Source organism: Paenibacillus rhizosphaerae, assembly GCF_014192015.1.
GTDB classification, from domain to species: Bacteria; Bacillota; Bacilli; order Paenibacillales; family Paenibacillaceae; genus Paenibacillus_AQ; species Paenibacillus_AQ rhizosphaerae.
Window position 1 is genome coordinate 630785 of sequence record NZ_JACHXJ010000004.1, and the last position, 17739, is coordinate 648523.

General features: G+C 55.4%; 13 protein-coding genes. 8 read left to right on the top strand and 5 right to left on the bottom strand.

What is annotated here, in order from left to right:
• The first annotated feature begins 67 nt into the window (after positions 1–67).
• The 4 genes from FHS19_RS24965 to FHS19_RS24980 all read left to right on the top strand — a co-directional run bounded on the left by FHS19_RS24965 (position 68) and on the right by FHS19_RS24980 (position 5938).
• Positions 68–631, top strand: a complete 564-nt coding sequence (locus tag FHS19_RS24965; protein ID WP_183584466.1) for an NADPH-dependent FMN reductase — start codon at positions 68–70, stop codon at positions 629–631.
• Between the two features lie 600 nt (positions 632–1231).
• Positions 1232–2542, top strand: coding sequence for a hemolysin family protein (locus FHS19_RS24970; protein ID WP_183584467.1), 1311 nt, complete (start codon positions 1232–1234; stop codon positions 2540–2542).
• Positions 2543–2544: 2 nt separating this feature from the next.
• Entirely contained in the window at positions 2545–3720 is a 1176-nt protein-coding gene (locus FHS19_RS24975) for an AI-2E family transporter (protein ID WP_183584468.1), read from the top strand.
• A gap of 262 nt (positions 3721–3982) precedes the next feature.
• Positions 3983–5938 (top strand): ATP-dependent DNA helicase, encoded by a 1956-nt coding sequence (locus FHS19_RS24980; RefSeq protein ID WP_183584469.1) that lies wholly within the window; start codon positions 3983–3985, stop codon positions 5936–5938.
• Between the two features lie 162 nt (positions 5939–6100).
• Here FHS19_RS24980 and FHS19_RS24985 read toward each other — a convergent pair whose 3' ends face one another.
• Entirely contained in the window at positions 6101–7372 is a 1272-nt protein-coding gene (locus FHS19_RS24985) for a serpin family protein (protein ID WP_183584470.1), read from the bottom strand.
• Between the two features lie 308 nt (positions 7373–7680).
• Here FHS19_RS24985 and FHS19_RS24990 point away from each other — a divergent pair, with 308 nt between their 5' ends.
• On the top strand, positions 7681–8154 hold the full coding sequence (locus tag FHS19_RS24990; protein WP_183584471.1) for a MarR family winged helix-turn-helix transcriptional regulator: 474 nt from the start codon (positions 7681–7683) through the stop codon (positions 8152–8154).
• A gap of 153 nt (positions 8155–8307) precedes the next feature.
• On the opposite strand, the gene FHS19_RS24995 is transcribed toward FHS19_RS24990, so the two are convergent.
• Positions 8308–9042, bottom strand: a complete 735-nt coding sequence (locus FHS19_RS24995) for a ZIP family metal transporter (protein WP_183584472.1) — start codon at positions 9040–9042, stop codon at positions 8308–8310.
• Positions 9043–9283: 241 nt separating this feature from the next.
• Complete coding sequence (locus tag FHS19_RS25000) at positions 9284–10039, bottom strand: peptidylprolyl isomerase (protein ID WP_183584473.1); 756 nt, start codon at positions 10037–10039, stop codon at positions 9284–9286.
• Between the two features lie 191 nt (positions 10040–10230).
• Between FHS19_RS25000 and FHS19_RS25005 the strand changes: the two genes are divergently transcribed.
• The gene (locus tag FHS19_RS25005; RefSeq protein WP_183584474.1) at positions 10231–11160 is read left to right on the top strand and encodes a coiled-coil domain-containing protein; all 930 of its coding nucleotides are present in this window, start codon (positions 10231–10233) and stop codon (positions 11158–11160) included.
• Between the two features lie 153 nt (positions 11161–11313).
• Here the strand turns inward: FHS19_RS25005 and FHS19_RS25010 are convergent, their stop codons facing one another.
• On the bottom strand, positions 11314–11610 hold the full coding sequence (locus tag FHS19_RS25010) for a hypothetical protein (RefSeq protein ID WP_183584475.1): 297 nt from the start codon (positions 11608–11610) through the stop codon (positions 11314–11316).
• 102 nt (positions 11611–11712) lie between these two features.
• Positions 11713–13008 (bottom strand): ArsB/NhaD family transporter, encoded by a 1296-nt coding sequence (locus FHS19_RS25015; RefSeq protein ID WP_376771959.1) that lies wholly within the window; start codon positions 13006–13008, stop codon positions 11713–11715.
• 376 nt (positions 13009–13384) lie between these two features.
• Here FHS19_RS25015 and FHS19_RS25020 point away from each other — a divergent pair, with 376 nt between their 5' ends.
• On the top strand, positions 13385–15082 hold the full coding sequence (locus tag FHS19_RS25020; RefSeq protein ID WP_183584477.1) for a glycoside hydrolase family 13 protein: 1698 nt from the start codon (positions 13385–13387) through the stop codon (positions 15080–15082).
• A gap of 489 nt (positions 15083–15571) precedes the next feature.
• Positions 15572–17566, top strand: a complete 1995-nt coding sequence (locus tag FHS19_RS25025; RefSeq protein ID WP_183584478.1) for an endonuclease MutS2 — start codon at positions 15572–15574, stop codon at positions 17564–17566.
• Positions 17567–17739 lie beyond the last annotated feature (173 nt).

Below are 17739 nucleotides of genomic sequence, written 5' to 3' on the forward strand. Positions count from 1 at the left end.
TTTCGGGCACGGAGCGTGCTGCCCTATCCCTTGCTTCTATACTTACGATAAAAAGGAGAAATCGATCATGTCTGAACGTTTTCATATCGTGGGGATTTCCGGAAGTCTCCGCAAGCATTCCCACAATACACAGCTGCTCCATAACGCGGCAGCGCTTCTGCCGGAGGATTTTCGTTTCACGCTTGCCGATATTTCCGCACTTCCTTTATATAATCAGGATTTGGAAAGTGAACTGCCGGAAGCGGTGAAGCAGTTTGCCGAGCTATTGCATTCGGGGAGTGGCTTTTTAATCAGCTCGCCGGAATATAACGGGCAGCTGTCAGGCGCGTTGAAGAATGCGCTGGATTGGGCTTCAAGACCGGCCCTCCAAACGCCGCTGGCCCTGAAGCCGGTAGCGCTTATGGGCGCCACGCCGGGCATGGGCGGTACGGGCAGAGCCCAAGTCGGCATACGCTCGCTGCTGTTTGCGCTTAACATGGATGCGGTGAACCGGCCGGAATTTTTGCTCCCGCAATCGCATACCAAATTTGACGACTCCGGTGCGCTGACCGACCCGATGGCCCAGCAAATTATGCAGCAGCTCGTGGATAATTTGGTCACCAAAATCAAAAAGCACGCTGAGGAACAGTAAGCAGGCCGGACTTGCACGCTGTATCGGCCCATTCCCGGTCAGCCTTCCGGGTTGAAGGGAACCTGGGGTTTCAACGCTGCGGTCAAGCAGCGTGAACAGAATACTTAACAACGGGTGCTGAGAGAGGCCTGTCCAACAAGGGATATGGATGAACGCTTCGTGCGCGCCGTTAGGGGCGTCCGCTTACAGGGCGGGAAAGGCTTCGGTACACGGGGAGCCCCGTGATGGCTGAAGCCTTTTTTCTTTTTGATAGTCCAGATCGTTAGCTCTATGGCAATAGGTCCTGATCCGACAAGTAAGGTGTCAGCTATGTCAGCTGCATGGGGGTCCTCCTTCTTAATACAAGGCCCGGAACCGTTCGCTTTGCTTAGCCGATGGAATGGTTTTTTAGAAGTCGCTTGAAACCTGAACCCGGGCTTCTGCGTATTACCTAGTTATCCAGTATTTTGCGATGGACCTGTTTCAGCGGGCCGCCACATGGTAAATGAATGGGAGGGCTTAAGTTCTGCCCCGTTTGTTGCCTTAACGGCAGAAGGCGAAGCTTCCTGCGGGATGCCGGATGGAATCATCGAGACTACTTTATAAGGAGAAGATGTAGAAGTGGAAAGTGACAGGTATGTGTTAAATTTGGTTTTGGTTGCATTACTGATCGGTTTGTCGGCCTTTTTCGTTGCGGTGGAGTTTGCCGTGATTCGTGTGCGGGGAAGCCGGGTCGATCAGCTGATCGCCGAAGGGCGCAAGGGCGCAAAGGCTGTGAAGAAGGTTATCGACAATCTGGACGGATATTTGTCCGCGTGCCAGCTCGGGATTACGATTACATCACTCTGTCTTGGTTTCCTGGGGGAGCCGACCGTGGAGAAGATTCTTACCCCGGTGTTTGAGAAGTGGCATATGCCCGAAGCGTTAGGTCATTTTCTGTCCCTGCTGATTGCCTTTACGGTCATTACGTACCTGCACGTCGTCATTGGCGAATTGGCGCCAAAAACAGTGGCAATCCGCAAAGCGGAGACCGTTGCCCTGCTGACGGCGACACCCATTATCTGGTTTAACAGAATCATGTACCCGTTCATTTGGCTGCTGAATGGATCGGCGAACCAGCTGGTCCGTTTGTTCGGCGTAAAGCCCGCTTCCGAGCATGAGGAAGCCCACTCCGAGGAGGAGCTGCAGATTATTCTGAGTGAGAGCCACGAGAGTGGAAAAATCAACGATAACGAATTTGGTTATGTCAGCCGGATTTTCGCGTTTGACAACATGCTGGCGAAGGAAATTATGGTACCGCGGACGGACATGATCTGTTTGGACAAAGACAAGTCGCGGTCTGAAAATATGAAAATTATTAAAGAACAGCAATACTCCAGGTTCCCGCTCATCGACGGAAGCAAGGATAATGTCATCGGCATCATTAATACAAAGCAATTTTTCCTGGCTTATGAAGAAAACGAAGAACTGGATGTGGCGAGCCTGATCCATCCGGTGATGGCGGTATCCGAAGTGACGCCGGTCAATGTGCTGCTGCAGCGGATGCAGAAGGAAGCGACGCATATGGCGATCCTGATCGATGAATACGGCGGGACCTCCGGTCTTGTTACGATTGAGGACATTATTGAAGAGATCGTCGGCGAAATTCGCGACGAGTTTGACAAGGACGAAGTTGAAGACGTCCAGGAGATCGGCGAGCATCATTTGATCGTGGACGGCAAAGTATCGATTTCAATGATCAATGATTATTTTTATATGGATCTGGATACAAAAGAATGGGATACGATCGGCGGCTGGCTGTACAGCCAGATCAGCGAAATGGCCGAAGGCGAGACGTTTGTGTACGAAGGAACGGCCTTTACCCTGCTGGAGCGGGATCATAACCGCTACTGCCGCATCGAAATCAAGAAGATCAAGATGAGCGAGGAATAAATATGGACAATCCGGTGAATTGGGCAAGCCGTTTTAAGCGGTTTTTACTAAATAACAGATTTGTATTGTTTATGCTGGTGCTGCTGCTCCTGGGACTGAACATTCTGGTCCTCACCAAAATTTCATTCGTGTTCGAGCCGCTGATCGTCCTGGTTAAAACCGTCGTGCTGCCGATCATTCTCGCCGGAATTGCATATTATTTGCTCAACCCGATTGTGGACTTTATGGAAAAGCGGAAGGTGAAGCGACTGCACACTATTCTGCTGCTGTACGTCTTCATTATCGGCATGCTTGCCGCGCTCGTGACACTGGTCATCCCGGTCATCCGGGAGCAGATTATGGATTTGGTGAACAATTTCCCAAGCTACGCCGAGGTCGCCCGAATCAAGGTCGAGGAGCTGATGGGGAGCAATCTGGTCAGCAAGCTGCAGGAAACCGTGTCGTTCGATCCGCAGGAGCTGATGAAGACCGTCTCGGAGAAAGGTTCGGAATTTCTGAACCGCACCTGGACGGGGCTTGGCGGATTCGTGGGCGGCCTGATCGAGGTCGTGCTGGCCGTGGTGACACTGCCGTTCATTCTGTTTTACCTGCTGAAGGACGGTAAACGGCTGCCGGGTTACATTTTAAACTTTGTGCCGACGCGGCTGCGCGGGGAAACCTCGCGGGTCATGAATGAAATGAACCATCAGATCAGCTCCTATATCCGCGGGCAGATCATCGTCAGCTGCTGTATCGGGCTGCTGCTGTTTGCCGGGTATATCATAATCGGCTTAAAGTATTCGCTCATTCTGGCTATCATCGCGGCATGCACCAGCGTTGTCCCGTATCTGGGACCGGCGATCGCCATTACGCCAGCGCTCATCGTTGCGGTCGTTACCTCGCCGATCATGCTGCTCAAGATGATCATCGTCTGGACTGTCGTCCAGCTCATCGAAGGGAAGTTCATTTCTCCGCAAATTATGGGCAAGACGCTGAAAATTCATCCGATCACGATTATTTTCGTCATTCTGACGAGCGGCAACTTGTTTGGCATCGTTGGCATTCTGCTTGCGGTGCCGGGATATGCCGTGCTGAAGGTCGTCGTATCCCATTTGTACCGCTGGTTTCGGGTGCGCTCGGGACTTTACGGGCCCGAACCCCCGCCGGCGGTTGCAGCGGGCGACTCCCAGGAGCCGTGATGGCGAGAGCCGCTCGAAGCCGACCGCTATAATAGAAAATCGAGTTCTGCTGCAGATGACGTGCGTCATAAGACATGGAACGATCTTGCTTGCCTGAATCAAAGAAAACTGGCCGTCCCCCGGATGTATGGGTCCGAAGGGGGCGGCTTTATTTTTTGACCCCCCATTGTAATTCGGGAGGGAGCATGTGATAATGGGTTGTTCGCCTTCCCGAAAGTGGGGACGGCTGTATTTATGAGTAGCTTGGAGGGAACCAAAAGACGTGAAGCGGTATCCTTTTACGTATGATCCAAAGCGGCCTTTCGTCCAGCAAGCAGGCGAATGGGTCGCCGATGTGTTTTATGATGTGCTGCCGGAAGCGGGTTTCGAAGTCCGCGACGAGCAGATTTATATGGCTTTTCAGCTGGAGAAGGCTTTTGCCGAGAAGAAAACGATATTTGCCGAGGCGGGAGTCGGAACGGGCAAGACGCTCGTGTATTTGCTCTATTCCGTATGCTATGCGAGGTATACCCGCAGACCCGCGGTCATCGCCTGCGCCGACGAATCGCTGATCGAGCAGCTGGTGAAGCCGGAGGGCGACATCGCGAAATTGGCCCGCCATCTTGGGCTTCACATTGATGCCCGGCTGGGCAAGTCGCCTGACCAGTACCTGTGCCTGCGCAAACTGGACGACGTCCGGCTGCGGGACGAAGAAGGGGTACGCTGGGACGACTTGGCCGCCGGCCTGCCGGATTTTGTGTATTCCACCGCACCGATGCAATCCTTTCACGCTTACGGGGACCGGAAGGGGTACCCGGAGTTAACCGATGAGGAATGGAGCCGGATTAACTGGGATCCGTTCCAGGACTGCTTCACCTGCGACCGCCGCCACCGCTGCGGCCAGACGCTGTCGCGGGATCATTACCGCCAGGCGGCGGACCTGATCATCTGCTCGCATGATTATTACATGGAGCATGTATGGACTTATGAGGGCCGGAAGCGGGAGGGGCAGCTGCCCCTGCTGCCGGAGCACTGTGCCGTCGTCTTCGACGAAGGGCATCTGCTCGAATCGGCCGCCATGAAGGCCCTCAGCTACAAAATGAAGCATGTCGTGTTCGAGGAACTTATCACACGGCTGCTTCAGGGTGAGATCCGCGAATCGCTGGCGGTGCTGATCGACGAGGCGATCGTGCAAAGCGAAGCGATGTTCGCGGCCTTCGGCCGGCAAAGCCGCAATGTGGCCGGCTCCGACCGGAAGGAAATCGTGCTGGACGGCGCGCTGCTCGCCGAGGTGCACCGGTTCCGTTCGCTCCTCACCTCAATCGAGGAGGAGCTCGTGTTTGAGAGCGAGCTGTACACGCTGAACGAGTATGAGCTCCGGATTGTAGAGGAGCATCTGGAGATGATGCAGAAGGCGCTCCATCTGTTCGAGCGGTCCGAGGCGTTGATCTGCTGGGCCGTCGACGGACCGGACGGGCTCACGCTGTCTATCATGCCGAGAACGGTCAAGGAGGTGCTGCAGGAGCAGGTATTCGGCTCGAAGATGCCGATCGTGTTCTCCTCAGCCACCTTGTCGGTTCAGGGATCCTTTGGCTATGTCGCGGACAGCCTGGGCATCGGCAGCTTCCTCTCCTTCTCCGTGCCGTCCCCGTATGATTACGCGGATCAGATGAAGGTGCTGACCCCGGCCGACTCCCGGTCGACGGCCGATTTTAACGGCAAGCTGGAAGCCGCTGCCCGCCTTCTTCGCGAGTCCGGGGGCCGCGCGCTGATCCTGTTTAACGGCAGGGAGGAGCTGCGGCGGTTTAAGCAGGAGCTTGCCGCGGGCGCGGTTCAGGTGCCCGACGTTCCGTTCTACTTCGAAGGGGATCAGGAGATCAGTCATCTGATCTCCGCCTTCCAGCGCGAGGAGACGAGCGTGCTGTGCGCGGTCAGCCTGTGGGAGGGACTGGACGTGCCCGGACCGGCGCTCTCGAACGTGATCGTCTGGTCGCTGCCGTTCCCGCCGCATGATCCGGTGTTTACGGCCAAGCGCAAAGAATCGCCAGCTCCGTTTGAAGAGGTGGACATGCCGTATATGCTGCTTCGACTCCGCCAGGGCATTGGCCGGCTGATCCGAACCCGCGAGGACCGGGGCATCGTCGCCATCCTGGGCGAGGAGCTAGCGGGCAGTACGCCCGTACGGGAGCAAGTGCTGGCGGTCCTGCCCGAAGGCGTAACACTGCAGGCGTTGTCTTAGCCTGCCGAATCTCTATCGGGTTTCACGGCACTCAGGAACGCAAGTCGCCTCATATTGTTGAACCCGTTAATTTTTCATTAGGTAAACAGATTGCCGAATGATTAAAAGCCAACCCTAGCCGTTTCAGGAAGGGGTTGGCTTTTTTGTCTGTGTGCGAGCCGGTCATTCGGGATCGTTCACCGAACCGATAAACAACCAGGCGCGGGTCTGTGTGTCCTCGATCGCCAGGAAGAACGGACGGTTCACCGTCATTTCGTGGACTTTTACCGGCATCGAGCCGGACTCGGCCCCGATGACCGTAGCCGCAGCAGCCTCGGTTCCCTTTTCGTTGACGTCCAGCACCATCCGGTGCAGAACCGTGGACAGGAACAGCGGGCGAATGTCGGCCATATGGGAAAAGTCGGCCCTATCCGGCTGAAAGGCCTGCTTCATGCCGAGCCGGATGAGCGGATCTTTCAAATCGCGGCCGTGCTCAGCCTTGAACCGGGGCAGTCCAAGCTGCACAGATGCCTCATCAAAGGGCTGCTGCCACGGAGAGGGATCCGTCCAGAGCTGCTCCTCCAATGGGTTCAGTGAAGAGCCGACGGCGGGAAGGATAACCAGCATATCCATGCGGCCGTCTCCGTAAGGAAGGCGGACGGCCTGCCAATCGGGGGTTTCCTTATACGGCAGCATATTGGCGGTATGCATCATTGGAAGCGTCCGAACGCTGCCGTCGGCCAGCGTGAACGGTTCGTCTTTGGTGTATTTCGGATTGAACGGATCGGTCCATGCTCCATTAAAATAAATCGCGTTGGCCAGCACCGCGATGGTCGTTGGCGACAGCGGCTGCTCCAGCATTTTTGCGATTTTGCCCTCGGTTTCCTTGCTGATCCAGCGGTTGATCGTCTTCACGGACTTGTCGGAAGCGAAATCAACCTCCTGGATCTCGGCCCCAAAGCTCTCCCTGCCCGCCTGAATAAAAGAATCCTTGAACGGAACGCCCTGCTGATGCCAGATGGCATTGGCGATGTTCAGCCGGACGCCGGAATCTTCCCCTTCCAGCAGTCTGGCCAAAATCGCGTTCCCCTCGTTCATTTCGCTAAGCGGCATGTCCTTCAGCCCGAAGACGGCAGCCATTTCGCGTGCCGTCGTGCCGGCGCTGCCGTTGTATGCCATGGACAAGGCCGTCCAGATGCTGTAGGGGGAGAGAAGGACATTGTCTCCGGCTTCGGCCTGCCCGGCCAGTTCGCGGTGGAGCTGCAGTCCCAGGCGGTTGTGAGCGGAGATGAGCGCAGGATCGATTTTGCCCGCCTCCTGCTTCCGGGCCGCTAGCGAGATCGGAGGAGTCGGATTGCTGCGCTGGTCTGGGCTGCCGTCTTCCTGCTTCGAGCATGCCGATAATGCCAGCAGGAGCAGGGCGAGCAGCAGCGGCAGCGTTTTGGTTGTTGGCATGGATCGCAAACCTCCTTATCGATGGAATCAGGTCTAAAGACCAAGAGCATTTTACGCGTTGAGGAGAAAATGGAACTCTTTCCTATTCCTTATGCGGCACTTCTTGCGCTAAAAAGTGGAAAAATCGGCGTTACCTACCAGACGTTTCCGGGCCGGCGGAAGTTGCGCCCAGAGCCTGTTTCATGATGGAAGCGGTGCCACTTCTCGGAATTTGATTCACGCATCTCGGGAACGGTATAATGAAAATGCTTTGAAGTCAATCTAACTGACCAATTTATTCCTTTAAGACAGCAAGGAGTTGTACAACCATGTTCAAAACGTTCCCATATAATCAAGATTTGGCTTCCCTGTTATCGCTCTCCTTCAGCGCGATGAACCAGGAGCTTCATAACCGCCTGAAGGAGGCGGGGTTCGGCGATGTGCGGCCGGCGCACAGCTTTTTGTTCCAGGGCTTGATGCCGGATGGGGCGACGGCCAAGACGCTCGTGGCGCACCTGGGCATATCGAAGCAGGCGGTCAGCCAAATGCTTGACTACCTGGAGGAATGCGGCTATGTCGCGCGCAAACCCCACCCGTCCGACGGCCGGGGCAAGATGGTCGTCCTGACTGAACGCGGCTGGTCGCTGGTACGGACGAAAGAGAACATCTACAAGGAGATTGAGCAGCGCTGGGCCCGGATGATCGGGAGCGACCATATGAAGACGCTGCAGCAGGATTTGAAGCATATTATCGAAAACGTCAACGAAGAGGAACTACAGCACCCACTGCGCCCCGTGTGGTAGGCGATGGCGAAGAGGAGAACAGTGCTGCTGCTGATCAGGGGATAAAATCCACGCAACAAAACGAGAGACTGCTTCCACCGCGTGTAGGTGGCGTAGCAGTCTCTTAGGGTTGTTTGTATTGTTCTATTTTCCAGGAGAGTGCATTCCGGTCCCTTACCCCAGCATATGCGTCATGGCGATCATGGAGAGCAGCCCAAAGATGAAGGAAAAGGTCGAAGCCCGCTCGTTGCCGTCTCCATGGCTTTCCGGGATGAGTTCTTTGTATACGACGAACAGCATGGCACCGGCGGCAAAGGCCAACCCGTACGGGACGATACCGGCGAAGGAAGCGGTGAATTTCAGCCCGGCCCAGCAGGAGAGGAACTCCAGCCCGCCCGTCAGCGCGGTGAGAAGGAAGGCGTACCGCCTTCGCATGCCGTGCGTAACGAGGTAGAGCGCGGTCAAAAAGCCCTCGGGGATGTTTTGCAGTCCGATGCTCAGCGCAACGATCGTCCCCAGCTCCTGGTTAGGACTGCCGTAGCTGACGCCGACCGACAGCCCTTCGGGTAAATTATGCAGCGCCATGGCCGACAGAAACATCCAGGATCCCGTCTGTGTGCTGTTGCTCCGCTTGATATCATGGACCGGGTCCGTGTGAGGGATGAGCAGCTCCATCAAGGTCAAAGTCACCGTGCCTAGAAGAATGCCGACGGACAGCACCCAAAGGTTCGACAGCTTGAGGGAGGACGGGATCAGCCCGTACGTTGAGGCGGCGACCATGATTCCTGCCGTGAAAGCGAGCAGGCTGTCTCTGCCCCGGTGGCTGATATTTGAAAACAGCAGGGCGGGAAGGGCTCCCGCCGCCGTACATAGGGAAGTCGCGAGGCTTCCCAGAATCATTGCGTTCACGTAGGCCTCCTGCTGCCAGCGGCTGAGATACCTTGGGTTTCACCCGAGTGCATACCGGTGAATTCGATCAAAGCCGCAGGGCTTGTTCGTGTTTAATTTAAAATATGAACAAGCCTGCTGATGCATGACCCGGACAGAAGATTTAGCACGCCAAAAAAAGAACCGTCCACCCTCTGGGGTGAACGGTTCTTTACTGTATCATGATGTGCTGCGCCGTACAAGCGAGCGGCTTCGCACAGGCTTATTTCTCGGTAATCGTGACGCCGTCGATCGTAACTTTTTCGGTCGGGGTGCTTTCCTCGCCGCTAGGTCCGACGGTGACCGGTGTTTTGGCGATCTGCATCACGACATCCATACCCTTCGTAACCTTGCCAAAAATGGTGTAGTTCGGCTGTTGGTTCAGGTAATCGCTGTCCGCGCCGGTGCAGATAAAGAACTGGCTGCCGTTCGTATCCGGACCGGCGTTCGCCATGGCGACGATGCCCGGCTCGTATTTATAATTCGTTTTCTCATCCTCGAAAGAATATCCCGGTCCGCCGGAGCCTGTTCCGGTCGGGTCGCCGGTCTGTACCATGAACGTTTCGATAATCCGGTGGAACACGACCCCGTTGTAAAAGCCTTCCTTGGACAGGAACACGAAGTTGTTGACCGTCTTCGGTGCGTCCTTGGCGAACAGCTCGATTGTAAACGTGCCTTTGGACGTTTTGACTTCAGCCTCGTACTTTTTGTTCTGGTCGATCTGCATGGCAGGCGGGCTTGTCCAGCTCTTCTGCTGCTGACCGGAGGCCGAGGTCGAACCGTCCGTAGTGGAATCCGATCCAGCCGTATCGGACGATGACGAATTGCCGGAAGTCTGATCCGTCGTCTGCTCTGTCGTTTGTCCTCCGGATGTGTCCTTCGATGCGTCCTCGTCGCTGTTTTTCTTGCCGCATCCGCCAAGCGCAAGCGCCGCTGTCAGCACGAGCACGAGCGGAAGCGTGAATGTCTTCAGTTTCATGAAATTGAGGTTCACTCCTTTGTGCAATCTGGTTTAATCATAGCGATTTTTGCGGATAAAATCCACTTTGGGAGCTGCTGGGGTTACGTATGGCTTTTGCATCATGCTGAACATTCCATGAAACTTCGCGGCTTGCTATGACGTTTATTACATATAACAACAGATCGCAGACTGGAAACGGAGGGAATGTTATGTTTGAAGAAGCCAACCGTCAGTTGACCAAGCTGAAAGAGGACATCCGGAACAAAACGAAGTATGAACACCGGATGGAGGAACTGTCGCGGGAGCAGGGAGAGCAGAAGGACGAAGCCGAGCGCTGGAAGCTCAGGCTTGCCGATGAGGAGAAGGACGTGGAGCGTCTGACGGGGACTTCGCTCTCCGGTTTGTTTTACAGCATGATCGGCCGGAAAGAGGAGAAGCTGGAACGGGAGCAGCTGGAAGTGCTGGAGGTCAAGGCGAAATACGATATGGCCGCGCGCAGCGTGGAAGATATCCAAAACGAACTGCAGGAGCTGGAGCGGAAGTTTCAGGAGGTTCGTTACGCGGAGTTTGAATATGAGAAGATTCTGGACGAGAAGGAAAAGGTGATTTTACAGAACAACGCCGGGCTGGCGGCACTCGCCGAACAGCAGGCCGACCTGTCGGTCCAGCTCAAGGAATTGAAAGAAGCGGTGCGCGCTGGCGAGGCCGTACTGGAGGATCTGGAGCGGGCGGATGACAGTTTGGGCTCGGCCGGAAATTGGGGCACCTACGACATGCTCGGCGGCGGTATGATCTCCACGCATATGAAGCACAGCCGCATCGATGAGGCGATGGAGAACATTGAATCAGCGCAGTTCAGCCTGCGCCGGTTTGGCAAAGAGCTGAAGGACGTGCAAATGGCGCTGGATATCGAAATCGGGATCGGGAGCTTTCTGAAATTTTCCGATTATTTCTTCGACGGCTTTATATCCGATTGGCTCGTGCAGGGGAGAATCCGGGACACCCAGGACGAGGTGCAGGAGAAAATATCCGAGGTCGAGCGGATTGTCCGCCGACTGGAGGAGGAGTATTCACGCCTCGAAACCCGGCTGGCAGATACGAAGCGGAAATACGATTCGATCATTGAGTTGGCGGAGTAGCCGTTGACGCAACACCATAAGCGCGATAAAAGAAGCCGCCGGTCTTTGCTCCGAGGAGCAAGCCGGGCGGCTTCTTATTTGCCAAACGTAACGTAGCGGTGAACGTCACGGAAAACGCCACCACCCAAAGTCACCAGCGACGCCACCAGCGGGCTATGAGCTCTCTGGCGAAGTCTTCCACTCCACGCTCTGAAGCAGCTGATGCTTCATCAGTGCCAGCACGAAGTCGACGTAGTATTCCTTCCGGACGATTGCGCCGTACTCGTGATTTTTGTAGACATAAAACAGGGCGTCAGTGTAGATATCATTGTCTTCGAAAAAGCGTCTGATCTGCTTGAGCCGGTCCAAATAAGGCTCTTCCTGCAGCAGCCGGATGCGGAACTCCGCGTCCTGTTCGTTGACGCTTTCCGTAATCTGAATAATGCTCGGGTCGTAGCGATACTCCAGCATAATGTGTCCTCCTTCGCACGTTCTATTTGCGCTGCTTTCGGGGGCCGGCCTGCCCCCACCAACATCATCATCAACATCAACGCCTCCAACTGCCTTCGGCTGTTACATCAAATACCGAAGATACACGTAAGCGCTGGCCAGGACGATGGACAGCAGCATCATCGGAAAACCGAGCTTCAGAAACTGGGCGAATTTGATCGGATATCCTTCCTTGGCAGCCATACCGGCCACGATCAGGTTGGCGCTCGCGCCGATCAGGGATCCGTTGCCTCCCAGGCAGGCGCCCAGAGCCAAGCTCCACCAGATCGGCTCCAAATTGCTGATGCCGAGGCTGCCCATGTCCTGGATCATCGGGATCATGGTCGCGACAAACGGAATGTTGTCGATAAAAGCGGACGCGATCGCACTCATCCACAGGATAAGCATCGACGTCGCCGCGACGTCGCCGCCCGTGAGGTTGGTGGCTTTCTCCGCCAGGGTGGCGATGACCCCGGTTTCGATCAGTCCGGCCACCAGCACGAACAGTCCCACGAAGAAGAAGATCGTCGGCCATTCCACCTTGGCAAAAGCCTCCTCCAGCATATGCTCGCCCGTCAGCAGGAGCAGCAGGAACGCACCGGCGAGGGCAACGGTGGCCGACTCGAGGTGAACCAGCTGGTGGAGGAAGAAGCCGACGATCGTCAGCCCCATCACTGTCAGGCACTTGATCAGGAGCTTGCGGTCGGTAAGCAGCTCTTTTTCGTCCAAATCCATAATGCTCTGCATCAGCTCCGGGGTCGTTTTGATCTGCTTGCGGAACATGAGAATGAATAATGGAATGAACACGACGAGAATGATCACCGCAATCGGCATCAGGTTGTTGATGAAGGCGACGAAGGTCAGCTCCTTCACTGCACTGCCGATCATAATGTTGGGCGGGTCGCCGATCAGGGTGGCGGTACCGCCGACGTTGGACGCCATGATCTGGGTGATCAGAAACGGCGTCGGGTTCACCCGCAGCTGCCGGGTAATGCTGAGCGTGACAGGCACCATGAGCAGAACGGTAGTCACGTTGTCGAGAAACGCCGATCCGATCGCGGTGATCAGGATCAGCGCCACCATGATGGCGACGGGCCGGCCCTTGGCCTTTTTCGCAGCCCACACGGCGATGAATTTGAATAGTCCCGTCTCGGCCGTAATGTTGACGATGATCATCATGCCGACGAGCAGGCCGAGCGTGTTGAAATCGATATGATGAATCGCGGTTTCCTGGCTCACGATGCCGAAAATGACCATGAGCGCACCGCCGATCATCGCCACGATCGTCCGGTGAATTTTTTCCGCGATAATAAATGCATAAACAATGAGAAAAATACCAATAGCCAGTACAGCTTGCTGTTCCATAGCGTGCCTCCCCATCCAATATATGTGTGAATCCTGAATCATGCAGCCCGGGTTAGGTTTCTTTGAGTAGAGATCGGCATGTCGTATAGCTTATCCAGATCTCTTCATTTTTTGCCGGGATTACAAATTAACGTGTCTATCCTCCTTTAAACCAAGATGAAGGAAGAGTGCATGGCGGACTCGCACAACGAATGAGAGGGGAAAAAAGGCAAAAAGAGCCCGCACATGGCAGGCTCCTCCAAATGAATTCTATTTAATTGAAATGTAAAAACTTGCTCTCATTCTGAAAGGTAAACCGGAAATCGGTTTACAATAATTATAAAGTGTTCGCGCGATCTTGTAAACAACCGTCGGATATCCGGCACAAAATGGAGCACGTAAGGAGCAGGTTATGAACAAAAAATGGTGGAAAGAAGCCGTGGTTTATCAAATCTATCCGATCAGCTTCCTTGACACGAACGGTGACGGCAAGGGGGATCTGCTCGGCATTATATCGAGACTGGATTACTTGAAGGACCTGGGGGTGGACGTGATCTGGTTCTGCCCGATCTACAAGTCCCCCAATCACGATAACGGGTACGATATCAGCGACTACTGCGACATTATGGACGAGTTCGGCACGATGGAGGAATTTGACCGTCTGCTGCGGGAGGCACATGCGCGCGGTCTCAGAATCATGATGGACCTGGTCCTGAACCATACCTCGGACGAGCACCCATGGTTTATCGAATCACGGTCGAGCAAGGATAATCCGAAGCGGGATTATTATATATGGCGCAAAGGCAAAGACGGAAATCCGCCAAACAACTGGGAATCCTATTTCAGCGGCTCGGTCTGGGAATACGACGAGAAGACAGGCGAGTATTATCTGCATCTGTACTCCAAGCATCAGCCGGACCTGAACTGGGAAAACCAGAAGGTGATCGACAGCATGCATGAAATGGTGGAATGGTGGCTCAAAAAGGGTGTGGACGGCTTCCGGTTCGACGCGATCGCGCATATTGTCAAAGCGGTCGGCCTGCCGGACGGGGACAACCCGGACCAGCTGCCGACGGTACGCGCCTATGAGCTGTTTTCCAACCTGGAAAACGTGCACACCCTGCTGAACAACCTGTACGAACGGGTACTGTTTCACTATGACATCATGACCGTCGGGGAGACGTCGGGTCTGGGTCCGGAACAGGCGCTCAGCTATGTCGGGGATACGCGCAACGAGCTGAACATGGTGTTCCAGTTTGAGCATATGCAGCTAGATGCGGGGTCCTCCGGCTCCGGCAAGTGGGATATCCGTCCGTGGAACCTGCTGGAGCTGAAAAAGGTCATCAGCGGATGGCAGACGGTGCTGCACAATAAGGGCTGGAACGCGAATTATCTATGCAATCACGACCAGCCGAGGTCGGTGTCCCGGTTCGGGGACGACCAGAAGTACCGGGTGGAGTCGGCGAAGATGCTGGCTACCTTCCTGCACACGCTCGAAGGCACGCCGTATATTTACCAGGGCGAGGAGATCGGTATGACGAACATCGCCTTCGCCTCGATCGACGATTACCGGGACGTGGAAACGCTGAATTACTACGAGGAGCAGCTGGATCAAAGCGTGCCCGAAGAGACGGTCATGCAGGCGATTTGGATGAAAAGCCGGGACAACGCCCGGACGCCGATGCAGTGGACCAATGGGGAGCATGCGGGCTTCACACGGGGTACGCCGTGGATCGAGGTGAACTCGAATTATCCGCTGATCAACGTGGAGGATGCGATCAAGGATCCGGATTCGATCTACCATTACTATAAAAAGCTGATCGCCCTCCGTAAGCAGCATGAAGTCATCGTGTACGGCGAATACAAGCTGCTGCTTCCGCTCGACAAAGAGCTGTATGTGTATACCCGGACGCTGGAAGACCAGTGTCTCCTGGTCATCCTGAACTTTTTCGGAGGGGAGCCGGTGTTGAAGCTTCCGGCGGAGCTCGTTCCGGAGGCCAAGCAGCTGCTGGTCTCCAACTACCCAATCAAGGGGGAGGAGGACCTCGGCCATTTGAAGCTGAGGCCGTACGAGGCGAGAGTGTATCTGATGAAGACATCCGCCCCTTGACTTCATGGCGCAAACTTGGTAAATTTACTTCATCCTATAACAAGGGAGAGATTTTGATGACGGTGGTTGTTCTTAACTAATCAAACTCCATATCGGCTGTATGCTGTGAAGACAGGCGAGGAATGCCCGGGAGGGCACCCTTTCTTTCAATGCGCCTCTTTGCAGAATGCGGTCTTGGAACTAGTTAAGAACACGCGAAGCATCAAACGATAATCCCTTGCGGACTGTTTGAAACCTTTGTGATCCGAATCGGTGGAGCGTTGGCCGCTCGACCGTTGTCATGCCGGGTACGGGCCGCCGCCTTTTGGGCGGCTGGCCCTCCGGCATACAGGACCGTGCTCTTTGCAGCACGGTTTTTTTGCGTACCGCAAAGGCAGGAGACAAAGGCAGTCCGGCAGACCAGGGGCAGGAATCGCATGCGCGTATTCTCTGCCCCTTTTTGCGTTGCCATAGGAAGTCATAAAAAGAAACAGGAGGATGAATCAAGCGATGGATCAAACGACGATGATCATGCTGGAATACGACAAAATGAAGGAAATGTTAAGGGACTATGCGGTTTCGTACGAAGGACGCAGGCATATCGATGAATTGGAGCCGCTGACGACGGTCAATGCAGTCCGCAGGGCGCTGGATGAGACGGCCGAAGCCAAGGCGCTGCTGGATAAAGGCGCCAGTGTCCCGCTGCCATCCTTGGAAGGGATCGACCGGATCGTCTCCCTGCTGCATACGGGGTACCTGTTCGACGAGCAGGATTTCACCGCGGTGCAGACGTTCTTGCACAGCTGCGGGCAGCTGCGTAAGTACATGGCCGGGAAGCGCGACATTGCGCCGGTTATCAGCTCGTATGCTGCCTCGATGCAGGAGCTGGCGAAGCTGAAGAGCGAAATCGAGCGCTGCATCCGGTTTGGCCGGGTGGACGACCAAGCCAGCAAAAACCTGGAGCGCGTCCGCAAGAAGATCGCCATCGTGAAGGAGCGCATTCAGAAAAAGATCGCCGCAATTCTGTCGAGGCACGGCTCGATTTTGCAGGAAAACCTGGTCAGTGTCCGGGGCGGCCGGTACGTCATTCCGGTCAAACGGGAGTATCACAAAACGATCAAGGGCTCGGTGCTCGACCAGTCGACGAGCGGGCAGACCGTCTTTGTGGAGCCGGAGGAAGTCGCCCATCTTCAAAGCGAGCTTGGCATGCTCGAAGCGGATGAGGCCCGGGAGGAAGGCATCGTGCTGAGCGCGTTGACCGGGCTGCTTGAGGCGGCTTCGGCGGATCTGCTGCTGAACATCGATATTACGGGGACGTACGATTTTATTTTTGCCAAAGCGAAATACAGCCGCACTTTGGGCGGGAACCATGTTCTTCTTAGCGACAGCGGGCGCATTCAGGTAAGCGGAGCACGGCATCCGTTCATGCTGAAGACGATGGTGCCGCTGCAGCTGGAACTGGGCGGCGGTTACCGCTCGCTGATCATTACCGGGCCGAATACCGGCGGCAAGACGGTGGCGCTCAAAACGCTGGGGCTTCTCACCCTGATGGTGCAGTCGGGTCTGCTCGTGCCGGTGGAGGAGGACAGCACGTTCACCGTATTTACCAAAGTGCTGTCGGCCATCGGGGACGGACAGAGCATTGAGCAGTCGCTCAGCACCTTTTCCGCCCAAATTAAGCGCCTGATCGGGATGGTGGATGCGGCGGACCGCCACACCCTGCTGCTGATCGACGAGCTGGCGGCCGGAACGGATCCGGGCGAAGGGATGTCCCTGTCAATCGCCATTCTGGAGGAGCTCAGCCGCAGAGGCGCCATGATCATGGTCACGACGCATTTTAATGAGCTGAAGACGTTTGCGGCACGGACGCCGGGCTTCCAGAATGCCCGGATGGAGTTCGATGTCGAGACGCTGGAGCCGCTTTACCGGCTGACGATCGGGGAGGCGGGACAGAGCTACGCGATTCAAATCGCCACAAAGCTGGGGATGACGGCAGGCATTATCGAGCGGTCGCAGGAAATTTTGCAGCGGCAGAAGCCGCTGCCTGCCCTGCAGCCCGATGCAGCCGAGGAACACCCCGTTGTGCACGCGGCGTCTGAGCCGATAGAAGAGACGAATCCGTCCTTCGACCCGGCTGAAGCCCGTCCAGGCGATGGAGAAAAGGACCGTGATCAGGCGGATGAGGAGCAGGAGCAAGTACCCGCCGAGTCTGCCCGCAAGCTTCAGATAGGAGACGCGGTATACGTCAGCTCCTATGGGCGAACGGGTATCGTCTACGAGCCGGAAGATGCCATGGGCATGGTAGGGGTCATGATTCAGAAGGAGAAGATCCGGATCAACCAGAAGCGGCTCAAGCTGTTTATTGAGAAGAGCGAGCTGTATCCTGAGGACTACGATTTCGACATTATTTTTGAGTCCAAGGAGAACCGGAAGAAGAGCAAGCTGATGCAGCGCAAACATGTCGAAGGGCTGTCCATCATTCGCGACCCCGACTCAAAGACCTAAATTGTGAATCGAATTGCGGCAGAAATAAATGTTAAAAAATGCGGACAAATGCCCTCCCGGCGACGGTTAAATTCCTGCGAAACGGGTAATTGGAAGGTGACAAGACCCGACATCAATCGTACAGACCATGCGGCAAAAAGATATAGATCAGCAAGTCAAGTGGAGGGAGAAAC